This window comes from Ruegeria sp. CDSA236, assembly GCF_059611285.1.
Genome location: NZ_JBXWPG010000004.1, coordinates 94,040 through 112,067, shown reverse-complemented (window position 1 = coordinate 112,067; position 18,028 = coordinate 94,040). Strand labels below are relative to the sequence as shown.

At 57.1% G+C, this 18,028-nt stretch carries 16 protein-coding genes and 1 pseudogene; 10 read left to right on the top strand and 7 right to left on the bottom strand.

Going from position 1 to position 18,028, the window contains the following annotated elements; genetic code table 11:
• The first annotated feature begins 447 nt into the window (after window positions 1–447).
• Both AC2FLB_RS08430 and AC2FLB_RS08425 read left to right on the top strand, forming a co-directional pair.
• Window positions 448–1,842, top strand: coding sequence for a bifunctional enoyl-CoA hydratase/phosphate acetyltransferase (locus AC2FLB_RS08430; protein ID WP_496691381.1), 1,395 nt, complete (start codon window positions 448–450; stop codon window positions 1,840–1,842).
• The gene (locus AC2FLB_RS08425) at window positions 1,835–3,007 is read left to right on the top strand and encodes an acetate/propionate family kinase (protein ID WP_496691380.1); all 1,173 of its coding nucleotides are present in this window, start codon (window positions 1,835–1,837) and stop codon (window positions 3,005–3,007) included. The genes AC2FLB_RS08430 and AC2FLB_RS08425 overlap by 8 nt, the downstream gene beginning before the upstream one ends.
• Before the next feature lie 3 nt (window positions 3,008–3,010).
• Here the strand turns inward: AC2FLB_RS08425 and AC2FLB_RS08420 are convergent, their stop codons facing one another.
• From AC2FLB_RS08420 to AC2FLB_RS08390, 7 genes and pseudogenes are all read right to left on the bottom strand, one after another.
• Window positions 3,011–3,484 (bottom strand): hypothetical protein, encoded by a 474-nt coding sequence (locus tag AC2FLB_RS08420; protein ID WP_496709044.1) that lies wholly within the window; start codon window positions 3,482–3,484, stop codon window positions 3,011–3,013.
• A gap of 9 nt (window positions 3,485–3,493) precedes the next feature.
• Window positions 3,494–3,763 (bottom strand): hypothetical protein, encoded by a 270-nt coding sequence (locus AC2FLB_RS08415; RefSeq protein ID WP_496701956.1) that lies wholly within the window; start codon window positions 3,761–3,763, stop codon window positions 3,494–3,496.
• Between the two features lie 127 nt (window positions 3,764–3,890).
• Window positions 3,891–4,556 carry a D-lyxose/D-mannose family sugar isomerase gene (locus AC2FLB_RS08410; RefSeq protein WP_496709043.1) on the bottom strand — a complete coding sequence of 222 codons (666 nt, stop codon included), beginning with the start codon at window positions 4,554–4,556 and terminating at the stop codon, window positions 3,891–3,893.
• Window positions 4,557–4,572: 16 nt separating this feature from the next.
• Window positions 4,573–5,499, bottom strand: coding sequence for a carbohydrate kinase family protein (locus tag AC2FLB_RS08405; protein WP_496709042.1), 927 nt, complete (start codon window positions 5,497–5,499; stop codon window positions 4,573–4,575).
• Between the two features lie 36 nt (window positions 5,500–5,535).
• Window positions 5,536–6,516, bottom strand: coding sequence for a glucokinase (locus AC2FLB_RS08400; protein ID WP_496709137.1), 981 nt, complete (start codon window positions 6,514–6,516; stop codon window positions 5,536–5,538).
• Window positions 6,517–6,558: 42 nt separating this feature from the next.
• A pseudogene (locus AC2FLB_RS08395) lies at window positions 6,559–7,860 on the bottom strand (GH1 family beta-glucosidase); the annotation flags it as partial.
• Window positions 7,861–7,862: 2 nt separating this feature from the next.
• Window positions 7,863–8,894, bottom strand: a complete 1,032-nt coding sequence (locus AC2FLB_RS08390; protein ID WP_496701951.1) for a LacI family DNA-binding transcriptional regulator — start codon at window positions 8,892–8,894, stop codon at window positions 7,863–7,865.
• A gap of 223 nt (window positions 8,895–9,117) precedes the next feature.
• Here AC2FLB_RS08390 and AC2FLB_RS08385 point away from each other — a divergent pair, with 223 nt between their 5' ends.
• The 8 genes from AC2FLB_RS08385 to AC2FLB_RS08350 all read left to right on the top strand — a co-directional run bounded on the left by AC2FLB_RS08385 (window position 9,118) and on the right by AC2FLB_RS08350 (window position 18,018).
• Window positions 9,118–10,386 carry an ABC transporter substrate-binding protein gene (locus tag AC2FLB_RS08385; protein ID WP_282021726.1) on the top strand — a complete coding sequence of 423 codons (1,269 nt, stop codon included), beginning with the start codon at window positions 9,118–9,120 and terminating at the stop codon, window positions 10,384–10,386.
• 66 nt (window positions 10,387–10,452) lie between these two features.
• On the top strand, window positions 10,453–11,460 hold the full coding sequence (locus tag AC2FLB_RS08380) for a carbohydrate ABC transporter permease (RefSeq protein ID WP_282021727.1): 1,008 nt from the start codon (window positions 10,453–10,455) through the stop codon (window positions 11,458–11,460).
• Between the two features lie 3 nt (window positions 11,461–11,463).
• The gene (locus AC2FLB_RS08375) at window positions 11,464–12,612 is read left to right on the top strand and encodes a carbohydrate ABC transporter permease (RefSeq protein ID WP_496691375.1); all 1,149 of its coding nucleotides are present in this window, start codon (window positions 11,464–11,466) and stop codon (window positions 12,610–12,612) included.
• Window positions 12,613–12,621: 9 nt separating this feature from the next.
• On the top strand, window positions 12,622–14,277 hold the full coding sequence (locus tag AC2FLB_RS08370) for an alpha-amylase family glycosyl hydrolase (RefSeq protein WP_496709041.1): 1,656 nt from the start codon (window positions 12,622–12,624) through the stop codon (window positions 14,275–14,277).
• 3 nt (window positions 14,278–14,280) lie between these two features.
• Entirely contained in the window at window positions 14,281–15,363 is a 1,083-nt protein-coding gene (locus AC2FLB_RS08365) for an ABC transporter ATP-binding protein (protein ID WP_496709040.1), read from the top strand.
• A gap of 84 nt (window positions 15,364–15,447) precedes the next feature.
• Window positions 15,448–16,200: a sugar phosphate isomerase/epimerase family protein gene (locus AC2FLB_RS08360; RefSeq protein WP_281972972.1), complete on the top strand. Its 753-nt coding sequence runs from the start codon at window positions 15,448–15,450 to the stop codon at window positions 16,198–16,200.
• Window positions 16,200–17,246 carry a LacI family DNA-binding transcriptional regulator gene (locus AC2FLB_RS08355; protein ID WP_496705183.1) on the top strand — a complete coding sequence of 349 codons (1,047 nt, stop codon included), beginning with the start codon at window positions 16,200–16,202 and terminating at the stop codon, window positions 17,244–17,246. The genes AC2FLB_RS08360 and AC2FLB_RS08355 overlap by 1 nt, the downstream gene beginning before the upstream one ends.
• A 22-nt stretch (window positions 17,247–17,268) precedes the next feature.
• Window positions 17,269–18,018: a basic amino acid ABC transporter substrate-binding protein gene (locus AC2FLB_RS08350; RefSeq protein WP_142636138.1), complete on the top strand. Its 750-nt coding sequence runs from the start codon at window positions 17,269–17,271 to the stop codon at window positions 18,016–18,018.
• The last annotated feature ends 10 nt before the right edge of the window (window positions 18,019–18,028 follow it).

Below are 18,028 nucleotides of genomic sequence, written 5' to 3'. Positions count from 1 at the left end.
GCAGACGTGAATGCCCGTCCCATTTTTGCCCCCGCATTACTGGCTAGTGGAAACAGGTCTAAGGGCGGCAAAGTGTTTGGCCGGATCGTATATATGTCAAAAGTGGTTCTTAAATCAAAAGTTTAACTCGCAATTTGTGAAAACTATTCTTGGTTGACGGTGTGGATGGCAAGCCACCTCAGGCGCAGTACTCCTTCGGAGGGTCCGGGCAGTGCTGTTGTCGAACAAACCATCATTTTAAATTGGGCTGTTGAAACATTGTCCGGCCTATTGCCGTCAGCAGAGGATCGGCTAGAGGTAGGTTAACGTGTTATTGGCGAAGGTATGGATCCGTCATCCGATCTGGAGGATTTGGCGCAGGTCGAATAGTGACCGAGAATGCCCCGCTCCGACCCGCCGCCAATTCCGAGGCATGCCGATGCACCGTCTGAAAAAAGGCCTGACCAAATGAAGATCCAGGAAAACCGAACCTTTTCACAGCTCGAGGTCGGAGACGAAGCCCAGCTGACACGATTGTGCACGGTTGACGATCTTTACGCATTCGCCTCGGCATCGGGGGATCACAATCCTCTGCATCTGGCGGCCTATGACGGTGACGGCGACGGACACCCCGAGGCGGTGGCCCCTGCGCTTTGGCCCGCCGGTCTGGTGGCGGCCGTCTTGGGGAATATTTTGCCGGGCGCGGGAACCCAGACCCGAGCGGCCAATCTGCGGTTTCACGCGGTCGTTCTGGCCGGAGATGAGTTGACCGCAGTTGTTCGGGTTACAGAAAAATCTGACGATGGTGATGTTATCTGCACCGCCGAGGTTCGGCGTGTTGGCGACAGCACCCTGGTCCTGAGCGGAGATGTCCGAGTCACGCCGCCCGCAAAGCATATGGAATTCGATTCGATCGAGGTGCCGGGACTTATCGTACAACGCCACCGACATTTCGAAGCGCTGCTGGCGAAAGCCAGACCCCTTGACCCGATGCCAACTGCTGTTGTTGCACCTGAAGAGCCAAACTCATTGGGGGGTGCTTTGCTGGGGTATAGCAACAGCATTATCACGCCGATCCTTGTGGGTGATCCCGGCAAGATCGCTGCCGCAGCCGAGGCACTGGGTGCCGATCTGTCCGGATTTGAAATTATCGAGGCCTATGGCCACCAAGCCGCCGCCCATCGCGCGGTTGACCTGGTGGTTGAGGGCAGGGCGCAAACACTGATGAAGGGGCATTTGCACACCGATGACTTGTTGCGCGCGGTTCTGCGCCGCGAAAACGGGTTGAGAACCGGGCGAAGGCTGTCACATATATTTGTTATGGATGTTCCGGGGATGTCGCGTCCGATCATGGTCACTGACGCGGCCGTGAATATTGCCCCTGACCTCGAAACCAAGGCTGATATTGTTCAGAATGCGATCCATCTGGCACATTCCATCGGGATTGAGACCCCAAAGGTAGGCGTGCTTTCAGCCATTGAGACGATCAACCCGCGCATGGCGTCGTCAGTTGATGCCGCCTTGCTGTCGAAGATGGCCGAACGGGGTCAGATCACAGGAGGGTTGGTTGACGGCCCCCTGGCTATGGACAACGCGGTCGATCTGAATGCGGCACGCACCAAAGGGATTACGTCCGAGGTGGCTGGTGCTGCGGACATTCTTGTCGCCCCAAACATAGAAGCAGGCAATATGGTGGCGAAACAGCTGACATTCATCTCTCATGCCGAGGCGGCAGGGATCGTGGTCGGGGCTGCTGCTCCGATTATCCTGACCTCGCGTTCGGATGATGACGACTCGCGTCTGGCGTCCTGCGCGGTGGCGGCGCTTCATGCATATGCAAGTAAAGGCAAACTCCATGGCTGACCATGTTCTGGCACTGAACGCCGGGTCCTCATCACTGAAATTCGCGCTGTACGAACTGGTTGATGACAACCGTCCCAGCATGCGGTGGCGCGGACAAATAGAACGTTTAGGTGATGCACCACGCCTATTGGCCCAGTCGGCAGGCGGCAGATCAGTAGATCGTCCCCTGTCGAGCACCAAAAGCCATGATGAAGCGATCCACGCATTTCTTGAAATGGCGCGGGAATATCTTCCTGACATTCATGTGTGCGCAATAGGTCATCGCGTAGTGCATGGGGGAACGGTCTATTCCGAGCCTGTGCGCGTGGATGACACCGTCATCAACACTTTAGAAGGGTTTATTCCCTTTGCTCCTTTGCATCAGCCCTACAGTCTTTCGGGTATTCGTGCAGCCAGCGCTGCCTTCCCCGGAACAACTCAGGTTGCCTGTTTTGACACGGCGTTTCATCGCACCCATCCGTGGGTAAACGACACCTTTGCCTTGCCGAAAAGCTACTATGACAAAGGCGTTCGCCGCTATGGGTTCCATGGGCTGAGCTATGACTACATTTCGAACAAGCTGAAAGAAACGGCACCGGGTCTGTATGATGGCCGTGTGGTTATCGCCCATCTTGGAAACGGGGCATCCATGTGTGCGGTTTCAGGTGGGCGCGCTGTGGCTTCGACCATGGGGTTCTCGGCGCTTGACGGGTTGCCGATGGGCACGCGCTGCGGTCAGCTGGATCCAGGTGTCGTGCTGTATATGCTGCAGCAGGACGGAATGACCGCAGAAGAGATTGCCGAAATGTTGTACAGAAAATCCGGCCTGCTGGGCCTGTCGGGGATATCATCGGATATGCGCACGTTGTTGGCCGCTGATACGCCCGAAGCCCGAAAGGCAATCGACTATTACGTCTTCCGTATCCGGCGAGAGCTTGGCGCCCTGTCCGCCGCACTTGAGGGGATTGATGCGCTTGTCTTCACCGGTGGCGTTGGTGAGAACGCGGCCCAGATCCGGCAGATGGTGTGTGATGGAATGCGATGGATCGGGATCGAAATGGATCACGCCAGGAATGCCGATGGTGGAACAGTTCTGTCCACGGATTTCAGCCGTGTCCGGATTCTGACGATCCCCACAAATGAGGAGATGGTGATCGCGCGGGCTGCGGTAAATTTTCTGGAATAGGTCTTATTCGTTTGGCGTTTCTTTCCGGCGCCGGGCGTATTTCAGCAGCATGCTCAGCAAGGCCGTGATGGCTTCGGGCGCCAGTACGCCAACCGGGTCGCGGCGAATTCCGGCTACGGTGTTTTGGACCTCGGCCAGGGAATCCCTGATTTCGGATTCAATGTCTTGCAGCGCCATATCCCGAAGTTCGACTGCGGCCGAGGCATCGCCGTGTTGGTTTATCGAATTGGCGAGCAGAACCAGAACCAAAGCAAGTACCAGATTGGTCCCCGCAACAAGTATTGCAGCAATGGGTTTCGACAGGGTCGCGGAAAGCCAGAAAAATCCGGCGAGATTCAGCATGATGATCGCCAGGCCCACCGCCACTCCGGCGGCTAGGTAAAACCCGGCCCGTTTCACGGTGATCGCAAGCTGTGCGCGTGCGATCAAGCGTTCAGCGCGCAAAATGACTGAGACATTGCGGGATATGCGGCTCATGGGCGTCTCCTAGCGTGACCGGCCAAGCATGTAGCCTAGGGCAAAAATACCAGCGGCAAACAGAATTGATTTTCTGTGCGGCAGATCTTCGAATTCCTCAAGTATATCGTCAAGCTGTGTGGACCAGGATTCGAGGTTATCTGTAAGCCGGTCGGCGATGGTTTCGTGCAGCGGGGCGTCAGCCCCTTTATCTGGCGAAGCGTTTTTTGCAGTTGGCTGCTCGGCAAGTTGCCGCCGCAACTCTGCGATCTCTGCTTCAAGCTCGGCTTTTGTCACCATTGCTCAGGCTCCTTCCCGGCGGACCACTATCAGCGTGCCAGTATCGCCCATGGTAGACTGATTTTCCGATTTAGTAAAAGGGGCTTATCGGGTTCAAAGCCGGTGCCAGCGCGCCTATGCGCCAATGTCAATAATCCGCAACCAGCAGGAAATCCGGGATGGCGTCTTCCTCGATTGTCGCAAAGCGAGGGATCGGCTGTTCGAAGACGTTGTCGGTTCGGTCGTCATTGACGGTAGACACTTCGCCAATCAAACAATCGCCTTTTTCCGCCCAGAACGCGTGCCAGATACCCGGCATCAAGGTCACGCTTTGACCGGGCTTTAGCCGCAGCAATTCGCCAGGTTGAAGCGTCACAGGGCAGTTGTCGCTAGGCACGGTCACAGGGGTATCGCGGTCAATGCCGCCCTGAGGGTCTGAGGCGTAGATTTCCATCACCAGATCGCCACCGCCCCGGTTGATGATATCCTCGGCTTTGACGATGTGCCGGTGCATCGGCGAAAGCTGCTTGTCCCGCGACACCAGCAGTTTCTCGGCATAGAGCATGCCTTGCCCCTTGTTCAGATCGCTGACATCGCCATTGCGTAGGGTGAACAGGAACAGGCCAAGTTCGTCAAACCGACCCTGGCCATAGTCGGTTATGTCCCACCCAAGCCCGCGTTCACGGATACCGGCGGCCTGTTCGCTGCGCATTTTCTCGGGCGACCAGCCCGCAAACGGCGGCAGCACTGCCCCAAAGGATCGGATAAAAGCTTCGGCCTCGGATTTGATTTCGTTGATGTCTGATCGTTTCATCGGCTTCTTCGTTGGGTCAGAGTTCATGTGCCCAGGGCGGGTTTGCCCCGGCGCGCGCGACGGTTACAGCGGCGACTTCCGCCCCTTTCGAAAGGGCTGCGCGCAAGGCGTTTACTGGCAATGTGCGCAATTCAGGTTTTGTTAAGTGGCCTGATTGATCTAGGGCGGACAAGACGCCTGCGTTGAAAGTGTCACCGGCGCCAACGGTGTCGACGACCTCGACCTTTTTTACGGGAACAGAAACGTCGGACCCGTCCGCAAGATACCCGATCGCGCCTTCGCTGCCCCGGGTGACGATCACCACCGAAGGTCCTGCCTGCAGCAACAGAGGAACTTTCTCAGCAAGGTTTTCTGGGCCCGGAATGATCCAGTCCAGATCTTCGTCCGAGACCTTGACGATATCCGCTTGCGCAATCATGCGGTTCAGCCGGGTGCGATACCGGGTCTGATCCCGTATGAAATCCGGGCGAATGTTTGGGTCCAGCATGACGGCGCGCTCTGATCCAAAGCGGTCAAGCACCGCCGCATAGGCATCTGCGCAAGGCTCGCATGCCAGACTGATCCCGCCCAGATACAGCGCCGAGACCGAGGGCAGATGGGTTGGCATATCCTCTGGCGTCAACATCCGTCCGGCCGAGTTTTCATCGACGAAACTGTAGGCTGCCTGCCCATCCTTGAGCTGTACAAATGCCAATGTTGTCGGGCGGTCCGAGTGGATTACCCGGTCGGAGTCAACATGGCTGGCCTTGAGGGCGGTCATAAGCTGTTGCCCGAACATGTCAGACGAAAGCCCGGTCAGCAGACCCACCGGCGTATCCAATCGACCCAGGGCAATAGCCGTGTTGAAAATCGCACCGCCAGAATGGGGCACAAACCCCAGTTCGCCCGAGATCGTGGGCGTCTCGATCATATCGATCAGGGCTTCACCACAGCATAGGATCATGCCGGGACCTTTCTGTTTCTGAAACGTGCGGTCAGACTACCGCCTTAGCGCATTTTTACAGAAATTGTTAGCGCCAACAATGCCAAATTCATCCTGTTCCGAGACATACAGGTTCATGGATCGGCGCAACTCGCTGAACCGGCCTCCGGCATCAAAGGCGTCTCGGAAGGCGTCCTTGAACAGCCAGCGGTTTTTTTCGGCCACGCCGCCCACAAGGAACACGCCACCGGAAGGCATCATGACGACCGCCAGATCGCCCATGACCGCGCCTAGATGTGTGGTGAACATATGCGCGGCCTTGACGGCATGGGCATCGGTTCCGTCGCGTGCATCCTGAAGGATATCGCGCGCGGTTCGGGGCTCGGCCTTTGCCCGACCCCCTGCCAGTTCGATGGCCTGATAGAGGATTGGCAAACCCGTGCCGCTGAGGAACATTTCCGCCTCAAGTGTCAGAGTGTCGTCAAAGAAACACTCGGGGGCCACTTGCCGAGCGGCGTTGAATATTTCGACCTCGTCCTGATTTCGAGGCGAGAGGCCGATATGGCCGCCTTCGCCGGACACCGTGTGATAGCGGCCATTCGAATATAGCAGCGATCCGACACCTAGCCCGGTTCCAGGCCCGACGACCAGACGTGTGCCTGTCGGCGGGTGCTTAGCCCCCTGCAGAACTTCGACATCGTCACCCGTAATCTCGGCAACAGACCACGCAGCGGCAGTGAAGTCGTTGATCACAAAGGTATGTCGGGCGCCCGTTGCCTGAGCGATATCATCCTCTGACAGATCAAGTTGGGCGTTGGTCAGCCTGATTGTACCGTTGCGGACAGGTCCTGCCCCGGCGGCAACCACGGCCCGTGGGTCGGTTCCGATCTCGTCGCGCAGGCTGTGAAAGGCTTCGAGCAATTCGGGCAGCTTGCCGGTGGGGTATTTGTGCAGATCTGTCAGCTCACCATTGGTGATAACGCCAAGCCGCGTATTGGTGCCGCCGATATCGGCCACGAGGTTCCAATGGTCGTGCATGGCCCCAGCCGGTTGCGCCAGCGGCAAGGACACGGTGCCTCCCGTCAGGGCCTTTTGTACTGCGGTGTAGGATGCCTTGGGTGTCCGTTCCATCGTCTGAAATTCCACGTCCACAAGGCCGAACCGCTTCTCATATCCCAGCGCCCATTCGTAGTTGTCCAGCAGGGACCAGATGAAGTAACCCTTGATCGGCACGCCCTGTGCCAAGGCGTCCTGTACCGCCGATAGATGTTGGTTCAGATAGTCGATCCGGTCGCTATCCTGCTGCCGTTCGGGGCTGGCCATGCCATTTTCCGTCACCAGAATCGGTAGGTCCCCGGTGTAATCCTGCTTGGTGCGGGTCAGAAACCGGGTCAGGGCGGCGGGTTCGATCTCCCACCCCATCTGAGTTTTGGGCAGCGGGCCGGCGATTTCCTGCAGACTGGGCCAGGTGGTCTCCGAAGGCGCAATCAACTTGCGGGTATAGTAGTTCAGACCACACCAATCGACCGGCGTACCGATGATGTCGAAATCATCCTGCCAGCCAGCGGGCAGGTAGGGCTCTAACCCCTCCAGAACGTTGTCTGGATAGGCCTTGTTGAAAACGCCGCCCAGAAAGAACCGGTTGTAGATGCCGTCATACAGATCAGCCGCGCGGCGCGCTTCGGGGCTGTCATCTGCGGGTTCGGCCCATTCCAGGTTGAAAACCGCGCCCAGGTTGGACATGCCAAGGCCCCGCATCGCGTCGATGGCGCTGCCATGGGCCAGAAGGACGTGGTGCATTGCGCGGGCGGTTGCACGGATGTCGCGCAGACCCGGGGCGTGATGGCCTTCGAAATGGCTGAGCCAGCTGACGCACCACGGCTCATTTATGGGGGCGACGCTGTACATCCGATCGCCGATGCGGCCCATGATGACCTCGGTGAAATCGGCGAACCACCCGGCGATATCGCGATTGCGCCAGCCGCCCAGATCGGACAGCGGCGAGGGCAGCTCCCAATGGTAAAGCGTGGCGCAGGGGCGGATACCGCGTTCCAGCAGCGCATCGGCCAGCCGATCATAGTAATCCAGCCCGGCCTCATTCACCTGACCGCGGCCTTCGGGCAGCACCCGCGCCCAGCTGGTCGAAAACCGGTAGCAATCAAAGCCGCCATCGCGCACCAGATCCAGATCCTGCGGGAACCGGTTCAGGTGGTCACAGGCCAGATCCCCGTTTTCATTTCGCACAACATTGCCGGGGGTCCTGGCAAAGGTATCCCAATGGGTTTGCCCGGCCCCTCCCTGTGCGTGGCCTTCGATCTGATAGGCCGAAGTTGCGACGCCAAAGAGGAAATCTTTGGGGAAATCAGTGCGGTTGTATATCATATTCAGAACCTGTTGGGGGCGGGGCCGGTCGAGCCGCCAACTACCAGCTCAGCCTCCAGCAATCTAGTTTTGGCCGGGTCTTCGGGCGCATTTATTCGTTCGATCAGCATTTCGGCAGCTATTTCACCGGCCAACCGAACCGAGGATCGCGTGGCGGTGAAGATCGGTACATCCTGCCCGTTTTTCAGATAGGACAGGTCGTCATCATGGGCGATCACCGAAACATCGCGGCCCATCTGCAGCCCTGCTTCGTTCAATGCCCGCCGAACTCCGATGGCCGAAATCATCGACGAAACCAGGATGGCGGTCGGAGGGTTCTTAAGTTGAGCCATATCGCGCGCTTCGTGGTGGCCATATACCTCTGTCATCTCGGCGCTGCGCATCAATTCAGGGTCCGGTGACAGACCGGCTTGATTCAGGGCCTGCAGGTAACCGGCCCGGCGGCGTTGGGCGAAATCCATATCTTCAAGTCCGTTGATAAGGGCGATCCGTCGATGCCCCAGGTCAATCAGAAACTGGGTGGCGCGCATGAACGAGCTTTTGTTGTTCACATCAACCCAGTCATAGGGCGCGTCAATTCCAGTGGATCGTCCGTGCACAATGAAGGGCGCGCCCATGCGATTGAGGACTTCAATCCGCTGCTCGTTCACCTTGGGGCCCTGCAGAACGACACCGTCCACGGCACCACGCTGAAACAGGTCGCGATAAGCGCGTTCAATAGATGTGTCGTCGGCGCTGGTGAACATCATGTCATAGCCGTGTTCGGCATATCTACGAGCAGCCCCGGCGACAAAATCGCCAAAGATTGGGTTCACCATTTCATGCTGGGATGAGCTGGGAATCACGTGCCCGATCACGTGTGATCGACCTGTCGCCAGACCCTTGGCCCGGCTGTTCGGGCGGTACCCGTGTTTTGTTGCGGCGGTCTGAACCCTTGTGCGCGTGGCTTCGCTGACCTCAGGGTATCCGTTCAGCGCACGGCTGACGGTTGTTTGGGACAAACCAAGGATTTCAGAGAGCTGCTTTAGGTTCATATTTGTTCAAAGCGCCTACAAATTACTGCGTATTACTGTTTTTGCGGGCATTTTCTCTGGTGGTCAACAGATTTTACGAACATCTCGTTTGATATTTATATTTATGGGCCTTCGCAAAGCAATCGTTGACAGGTGGAGGCTGTTAGCGCATAAACTCACTCCAGCCAAAGCGCTTTGGAAATTTGAAACCTAAGGCGCGAGATATCGTTGGGAGGAGAAATTCATGAAACACTCGCTTTATGCTGGCGTTGCCGCATTTACCCTGGTCGGGGGCGTCGCACAGGCCGACAAGGTTACCGTATTCGGCCCGTGGCTGGGGCCGGACCAAGAGAATGTCGAAAAGGTTCTGGATGGGTTTGCGGCGGCGACCGGGCATGAATACGCTTATGTCGGTTCGGACAGTTTTGAATCGCAAATCCGTATTGATGCTGAGGCCGGATCGGCCCCGAATATTGCCGTTTTCCCGCAACCTGGGTTGGCGGCGGATATGGCCAAATCCGGATTTCTGACGCCACTGGGAGAAGGGTCAGGGGACTGGATTCGCGACAACTATGCCGCTGGGCAATCCTGGGTCGATCTCGGCACCTATCCGGGGCCGGACGGTCAGGATCATCTTTATGGGTTCTTCTACAAGGTCGATGTGAAATCCCTTGTGTGGTTTGTGCCCGAGAATTTTGAGGATGCGGGATATGAGGTGCCGACCACGATGGAAGAGCTGAAGGCTCTGTCCGATCAGATTGTGGCAGATGGCGGCACGCCATGGTGTATTGGCCTGGGTTCGGGTGGGGCCACTGGCTGGCCTGCGACCGACTGGGTCGAGGATATGATGCTGCGTACACAATCCCCCGCGGATTACGACGCTTGGGTTGCCAATGAATTGAAGTTCAACGATCCAAAAGTCGTCGCGGCCATTGAGGAATTCGGGGCCTTTGCCCGCAATGAAGACTATGTCGCAGGGGGCGCCGGTGCTGTTGCAACGACGGATTTCCGCGACAGCCCGAAAGGCATGTTCAGCTCTCCTCCGCAATGTTACATGCACCGTCAGGCCTCATTCATTCCGGCATTCTTTCCAGAGGGCACCATCGTCGGGGAAGATGCGGATTTCTTCTACTTCCCTGCCTATGAAAGCAAAGACCTTGGCAGCCCGGTTCTGGGTGCGGGCACTTTATGGGCAATCACCAATGACAGTCCCGGTGCACATGCGCTGATCGAGTATCTGCAAACACCTGAAGCGCATGAGACCTGGATGGCGCTGACCGGATTTCTGACCCCGCATAAGGGGGTAGATACTTCGGTCTTCTCGGATCCGACGCTGAAAAAGATGAACGACATTCTTCTTGGTGCAACGACGTTCCGGTTTGACGGTTCTGACCTGATGCCGGGCGGCGTAGGCGCCGGAACATTCTGGACCGGAATGGTTGATTATGCAGGCGGTGCCTCTGCCCAAGAAGTGGCGGATGAAATTCAGTCATCCTGGGATGCGCTGGACTAAGCGTCCGGGGTTGGGCAACCCGCACCATCGGGTTGCCCAAGCTAACCGTCACAAGGGAGAAGCGTCATGCATCCGGCATTTCAGGGCCTGCTGACCATCGCAATCGGCGTGTCAGCCTGTGTGGGCTATTTCTACCTGTCTAATCAGTTTCTGGACAAAATTCTGTTCCCGGCGCGCGGTCCCAATGCAGGCCGCAACATCAACCGAGCGAGCATGATCCGCCCATGGCTGTTCCTGTTTCCCGCATTGGCTGCATTAAGCCTGTATCTGGCTTACCCGGTGGTGGAAACGCTGCGCCTGTCGTTGACGCAGCGCATTCCTGGCGGCGGGTACGAGTGGGCGGGCTTGGATAACTATGTCCAGATGGCGCAAGAGCCCAAATTCTGGGAAGCCATGCGCAACAACATGTTATGGCTGATCGTGGTGCCTGCAATGTCGACAGCGTTTGGCCTATTGGTGGCTCAGCTGACCGACCGCATCCGCTGGGGCAACATCGCCAAGTCTCTGATTTTCATGCCGATGGCCATCTCGTTCGTGGGGGCCTCGGTGATCTGGAAGCTGGTCTATGACACCCGTCCGGTTGAGCAGGACCAGATCGGGATGCTGAACGCGCTCTACATCTTTTTCGGAGGAGTAGAGCCGCAGACATGGTTGACCATCCCTTTCTGGAACAGCTTTTTTCTAATGGTGGTGCTGGTCTGGATTCAGACCGGTTTTGCCATGGTTATCCTGTCGGCCGCCCTGCGCGGTATTCCCGAGGAAACCATCGAAGCTGCCATTCTGGATGGGGCCAATCCGTTCCAGATTTTCTTCCGTATCAAAGTGCCGCAAATCAAAACCACCATCCTAGTGGTCTGGACCACGATCACCATCACCGTGCTCAAGGTCTTTGACATCGTGTTTGCCATGACCAACGGCCAGTGGGAAACGCAGGTTCTGGCCAATTACATGTATGACAAGCTGTTTCGCGCCAATGACTGGGGCGTGGGCTCGGCCTCGGCCATGGTGATCATGCTGCTGGTGGCACCGATCCTTGTCTGGAATGTGCGCAATGCGCGCAAAGAGATGGAGTAGGCCATGAGCGATATAGCAGGAACCAAACCCGCCCTTCGCTGGGCTGTCCATGCCTCGGTTCTTTTTCTGGTCGTGCTCTGGGTGGTGCCGACGCTGGGGCTGTTGATCTCATCCTTCCGCACGGCTGACCAGATTGCCACAAGCGGCTGGTGGCGGTCGTTGTTCCCATCCGAGCAGAACCTGACCCTGCGCGCTGCAGCACCTGAAACTCAGGTGCTGGAGAATGGCGTTTACATGATCGAAGGCAACCTGTTTGAAACCGGCGCGCAGGCGGCGATCTCGAAATGGGGCATCAGTTCTCGTGCGATCGATGATTTTGTACCGGGCGATACCGCGGAACTGCGTAAGGGCGGTACTATTACGGTGGATGCCGACGGCAAGTACCGGATGGAAAACACCGAAGAGTTCACCGGCAGTCGCGGCGTGCGCGTCTTTGTGACGGCGGAACTGCCTCCCGAGTTCACCCTGGCCAATTACCACAAGGTCCTGCTTGCTGAAGACAGCACTGACAGTATGGGGCGGGCGTTTTTCAACACGCTGACGGTCACGATACCTGCGACGATCATTCCGATCCTAGTGGCCGCCTTTGCCGCCTATGCCTTGGCTTGGATGGATTTCCCCGGTCGGGCGCTGTTGATCGCTGCGGTTGTTGGCCTGTTGGTGGTGCCGCTGCAACTGGCACTGATCCCCTTGCTGAAATTTCACCTGAGTATCGGGATAGGCAAAGGTTATCTGGGAGTCTGGATGGCCCATACCGGGTTCGGGATGCCATTGGCCATCTACCTGTTGCGCAACTACATGGCTGGGCTGCCGCGCGATCTGATCGAAAACGCACGCGTTGATGGCGCGACCGAGTTCCAGATCTTTACCAAACTGATCCTGCCGCTCAGCTTTCCGGCGCTGGCGTCATTTGCGATCTTCCAGTTTCTCTGGACATGGAACGATCTGCTGGTCGCCAAGGTGTTCCTGATCGACGCCTCCGGCCAGACCACGGTGATGACAAACCGGATTGTCGAGCTGTTGGGCACGCGCGGTGGGAACTGGGAAATCCTTGCCACGGCGGCCTTCGTCTCGATCGCTGTGCCGCTGGCTGTCTTTTTCGCAATGCAAAAATACCTGGTCCGAGGCCTGCTGGCCGGGTCCGTCAAATAGAGGCGTCTGATGAACGTGCAGAACACAACAGAACTTTCCAATGCAACCAAGGTGGCCGCTGACTGGTGGCGTGGTGGCGTCATCTATCAGATCTATCCGCGCAGCTTTCAGGACAGCAATGGTGACGGGATCGGAGACCTGAAAGGCATCACCCAGCGATTGGGGTACATTGCCTCTCTGGGCGTTGATGCGATCTGGATTTCGCCCTTCTTCAAATCTCCGATGAAGGATTTCGGATATGACGTCAGCGACTATCGCGATGTTGATCCGATGTTCGGCACGATGGAGGATTTTCGGGACCTGCTGGATCACGCCCATGCCCAGGGGTTGAAGGTGATGATCGATCTGGTTCTGTCGCACACGTCAGATCAGCACCCCTGGTTCAGCGAAAGCCGCGCCAGCCGTGAAAACGCCAAATCCGATTGGTATGTCTGGGCCGATCCAAAACCGGACGGTACGCCGCCGAACAACTGGTTGTCGATTTTCGGGGGCTCGGCTTGGCAGTGGGACGCTCGGCGGTTGCAGTATTACCTGCATAATTTCCTGACCTCACAGCCGGATCTGAATTTTCACTGCGCGGATGTGCAGGACGCCTTGCTGGATGTCGCCAGTTTCTGGCTTGATCTGGGTGTCGATGGGTTTCGTCTGGATACAATCAACTTCTATTTCCACGACAAAAAGTTGCGAGATAATCCTGCCCTGCCCGTGGAGCAGCGCAATGCCTCAATCGCGCCGATGGTAAACCCGTATAACCATCAGGACCACCTGTTCTCCAAAAGCCAGCCCGAGAACATTGCCTTTCTGGAACGCCTGCGGGCCCTGACCGATCAATATGATGGTCGCGCCTGTCTGGGCGAGGTGGGCGACGCACAGCGTGGGCTTGAGATTATGGGCGAATACACCAGCGGTAATAAGCGCATGCACATGTGCTATGCGTTCGAGTTCCTTGAAAAGCGCGCTTTGACTGCCAGCTATGCACAGCAGGTATTTGATCAGCTCGAGGACAAAGCAGGTGATGCCTGGCCTTGCTGGGCATTTTCGAACCATGACGTGGAACGTCACGCGTCGCGCTGGCGTCTGGACGATGCAGCCGCCAGACAGCATGCAGTTTTGATGATGTGCATGCGCGGCTCGGCCTGCTTGTATCAAGGCGAAGAGTTGGGCCTGCCCGAGGCGGACGTGGCCTTTGACGATCTGCAAGACCCGTATGGCGTCGAATTCTGGCCCGAGTTCAAGGGCCGCGACGGATGCCGGACGCCGATGGTTTGGGCTGCGCAGGATGAACAATCGGGCTTTAGCACCGGCAAGCCTTGGTTGCCTGTCAGTGACCCTCAGGCCGAGCGTGCCGTGGACCGATCAGAGGCTGAGCCCAAGTCCATGCTTCACCACTATCGTCGTGCGATTGCATTCCGCCATGCCCATCCGGCTTTGATGTTGGGGGCGCAAAAGAACATGACGCAGATCGGGACCGTTTTGACCTTCACGCGTGAAGATCATGCAGAAGAGGTGTTCTGCGCATTTAACCTCGGTACCGAACGTTCCGAAGTAATTTTGCCAGACGGGAACTGGCGCGTGATCGGGGAAGAGTTGGGCGGCGTCGCAGGAACGGGGACAGTGTCTCTGGGTGCTGCACAATTCTGCCTGCTGTTGAGGGAGAAGGAATAAACCATGTCAGAGCTAAACCTCACAGATGTCGCCAAAACCTATGGCAATGTGGATGTTCTGAAGAACATCAATCTTGAGATTGAGCGGGGCGAGTTGATCGTTTTTGTCGGGCCTTCGGGCTGTGGCAAATCCACCTTGCTGCGCATGGTCGCCGGGTTGGAAAAGATCTCGGGCGGAACGCTCGAGATTGAAGGGCAGGTGATGAACGATGTGCCGCCAGCACAGCGAGGCATCGCGATGGTGTTCCAAAGCTATGCGCTGTACCCACATATGACCGTTCGCGAAAACATGGCCTTTGCGCTGAAGATAGCCAAAATGCCGGTGGCTGAAGTCGGCGCCGCGGTCGATCGGGCGGCCCGCATCCTACAGCTTGAACCTTATCTGGACCGGTTGCCCAAAGCGCTATCCGGCGGTCAGCGTCAGCGTGTCGCAATCGGGCGCGCCATTGTGCGTGACCCCAAGGTTTACCTGTTCGACGAACCGCTTTCGAACCTGGACGCGGCGCTGCGTGTCGCCACCCGGATCGAAATCGCCCGCCTGAAAGAGGCGATGCCGGACAGCACGATGATCTATGTCACCCATGATCAGGTCGAAGCGATGACATTGGCCAGTCGGATCGTCGTGCTGGCCAACAAAGGGATCGCTCAGGTTGGCACGCCGCTGGAGCTGTATGAGACGCCCGACAATGAGTTTGTCGCGCAATTCATCGGTTCACCAGCAATGAACCTGCTGCCCGGAGTGATCACTCAAACTGGTGCGCAGACTGTCGTAAAACTGGACGGTGGCGGAAAGGCCGTTTCGGCGATTGCAACCGAGGCCGATGACGAAGGCAAGCAGGTGAAGGTTGGCGTGCGCCCCGAAGATTTTGTGTCTGTTGACGGCGATCCAATTCTCGAAGGAGTCGTGGACTTTACCGAAGCCCTGGGTGAGGTGACGTTGTTATATTTCGCGGTCGAGGATGGGACGGATGCCCTTATTGCCAAGCTTCCGGGCGTTCAGAAGAATATGCGGGGCAAGACCGTGATGGTCTCTGCGAATCCTGACAAGGTTCATTTGTTCCATCAGGGTGTTTCCATGCGGAAATAACCCTTTCCAACACGGTTCTTGACAAGACCCCTGATGCTGTTTCAACTTGATTGAAACGTTTCATTTTGTGGTAGAACCGTGGAAATGCGAGTTTCAGCGCAGTTATACACAGTCCGGCAGGTTGGGGATTTGGCGGCCCAGCTTGACTTGGTGCGTGCCTGCGGGTTCACCGATATTGAAACGGTCGGGTTCCACGATCTTACCCCCAAGCAGGTTACCAATGTGGTTAGACAGGCTGGTTTCACTGTTCGATCGGCCCATTTTGACTGGGAAGAATTTGAAACACGGTTTGATGACATTCTTAGAATGCTTGAAGCTTTGGAATGCCCTGTGGCGGTCATGCCTTGGCTGTCGCCCAAGGCTCGGCCCGGCACCGCCGAGGGGTGGAAGGCAGTGTCGGGCCGGTTGGCGAAATGGGCTGATGCCCTGTCTGCCGACGGTGTGCGCCTTGCCTATCATAACCACGATTTTGACCTTGTCGATCTTGGGCAGGGTTCGCCATTGGATATGGTCCTGTCGCATGAGGCCATTGGATGGCAGCCGGATATCGGTTGGCTATATTCGGCGCTTTCTGACCCCGCTGCACTGCTGAGCCATTATTCCGACCGGATCGTTTCCGTCCATGCTAAAGACGTCGATCCATTGGCCGGACAAGGCGACGAGTGCTGGCGAAATCTGGGGCAGGGGGTTGTGGACTGGCCTCTGGTCCTGCGTGTTCTGGCTGACAGTCCCTGCGCTGACCTTTTTGTGGAACATGATGAAACTGCCGATCACGCGCAAACATTGCAGACGGGACATGACCTGTTGATGCGAATGCGCAGCGTTGAGGTGACATAGTGGCGCGCGCGACGATCAAGTCGATTGCAAAGCAGACGGGGTTTTCTGTCGGAACCGTCTCGAACGCGCTGCGTGGTGCCGAAACCGTCAAGAAAGAAACGCGGCAGCAGATTCAGTCTGCCGCCGAACAGCTTGGATACCGGGTCAATCTGGACGGGCTGAAGCTGCGGACAAAAAAGTCCTATCGCATCGGCGTTCTGGTCAGCGTGTCGCCTGATTCAGATGAAGAATGGGAAGGTGTCGAATTCACTCGCATTGTCGCGGGTATTTCGCGGGCTTTGAAAGGGTCGCGTTATGAACTTGGCGTTCACAGCGTGGCGGGCCTGCAGGGAACGATGGCGACGCTGAAGGAAATCGTTCAGAACGGATTGGCAGACGGGGTGATATTCTCGGGTACGCGCCACGCCGATCCGCGCATTGCCTATCTGCAACAGAATGGTTTCCCCTTTGTCACCATGGGTATGAGCGACAGCGGCAGATCACATGCCTATGTCGATATCGACAGTCAGGCAGCAGGTCACGATGCAACGCAACGACTGCTAGCCTTGGGGCATCGCCGGATTGCCCTGGTGAACCCGCCGGATGACCTGGTTTATGCGACGCAACGTCGAACGGGCTATGCCCAGGCGTTCAGAGCGTCCGGTCTGGCCGTTGACCCGGCCCTGATCTTCAGCGGGCCTACGACCGCGCGAACGGGGTATAATGCCTTTGAAGCTTTGATGCGGCTATCCGATAGGCCAACCGCGATCATCTGCGCGAACGAAGCCATGACCCTGGGTGTGCTTTCTGCTGCCCATGCGGCGGGTGTTGAGGTCGGTCGCGAACTGACCGTGATCTCGACCGATGATCTGCAACTTAGCCGTTATTTTGTCCCTCCGCCCAGCACCTATTACGTCCCTATTGAGGAAACCAGTCGATTGCTGGGTGAGTATATGCTCAAGGCTTTGGACGGGGTTGACCCGTCCGAAACACAAAAAAAGATCAGGGCCATTTTGATCGAGCGGCAACCTGACACAGTCGCGCCAGAAGCGGCGCTAAACACCTGAACCAACAAAGGAGTAACCGGAGATGTTAAGAAACCTATTTGCCGCCGCCGCCCTGACCGCGCTTGCCGCGCCTGCTGTGTTTGCAGCGGATCTTGAAGGGCGCGTACTTAAGATCGGAACAGATGCCACCTATCCGCCCATGGAGACGGTCGATGAGTCCACGGGTCAGATTGTGGGATTTGATGTCGATGTCATGAATGCGATCTGTGAAAAGGTGAACTGCGTCCCGAATTTCGTAAATACAGCCTGGGATGGGATCTTTGCCGCGCTTCAGCAAGGGGAGTTCGACCTCGTGATCTCGGGTGTCTCAATCACTCCGGAACGCGAAGAGAACATGGATTTTTCCGAGCCTTATATCATTGTTAGCCAGGCCATCCTGCTGCAGGTCGATAATGCCGACATGACGTTGGATGACTTCAAAGCAGGCGGTCAGAAACTGGCCGCGCAGACCGGCACCACCAATGCCCAGCTGGCCGAAGAACTGGTGGGACGCGAGAATGTCAGCCTGTATGACAATTTCTCTGCTGCGATCCTGGCGCTTCAGAATGCTGACGTACAGGGGGTAATCATTGATGGAACCTCGGCATCGGCATATGAACAGGAATTTGCCGGGGAATTGGCTGTAGGCATCACAGGCCTTCAGTCTGATCCACTGGGTATTGTGTTTCAGGAAGGCGACGCAACCGTTGACGCCATAAACGAAGGGCTGGCCGCCATTCAGGCTGACGGTACGATGGACGCATTGGTTGCCAAATACTGGGGCACTGATTGAGCCGTTGAAA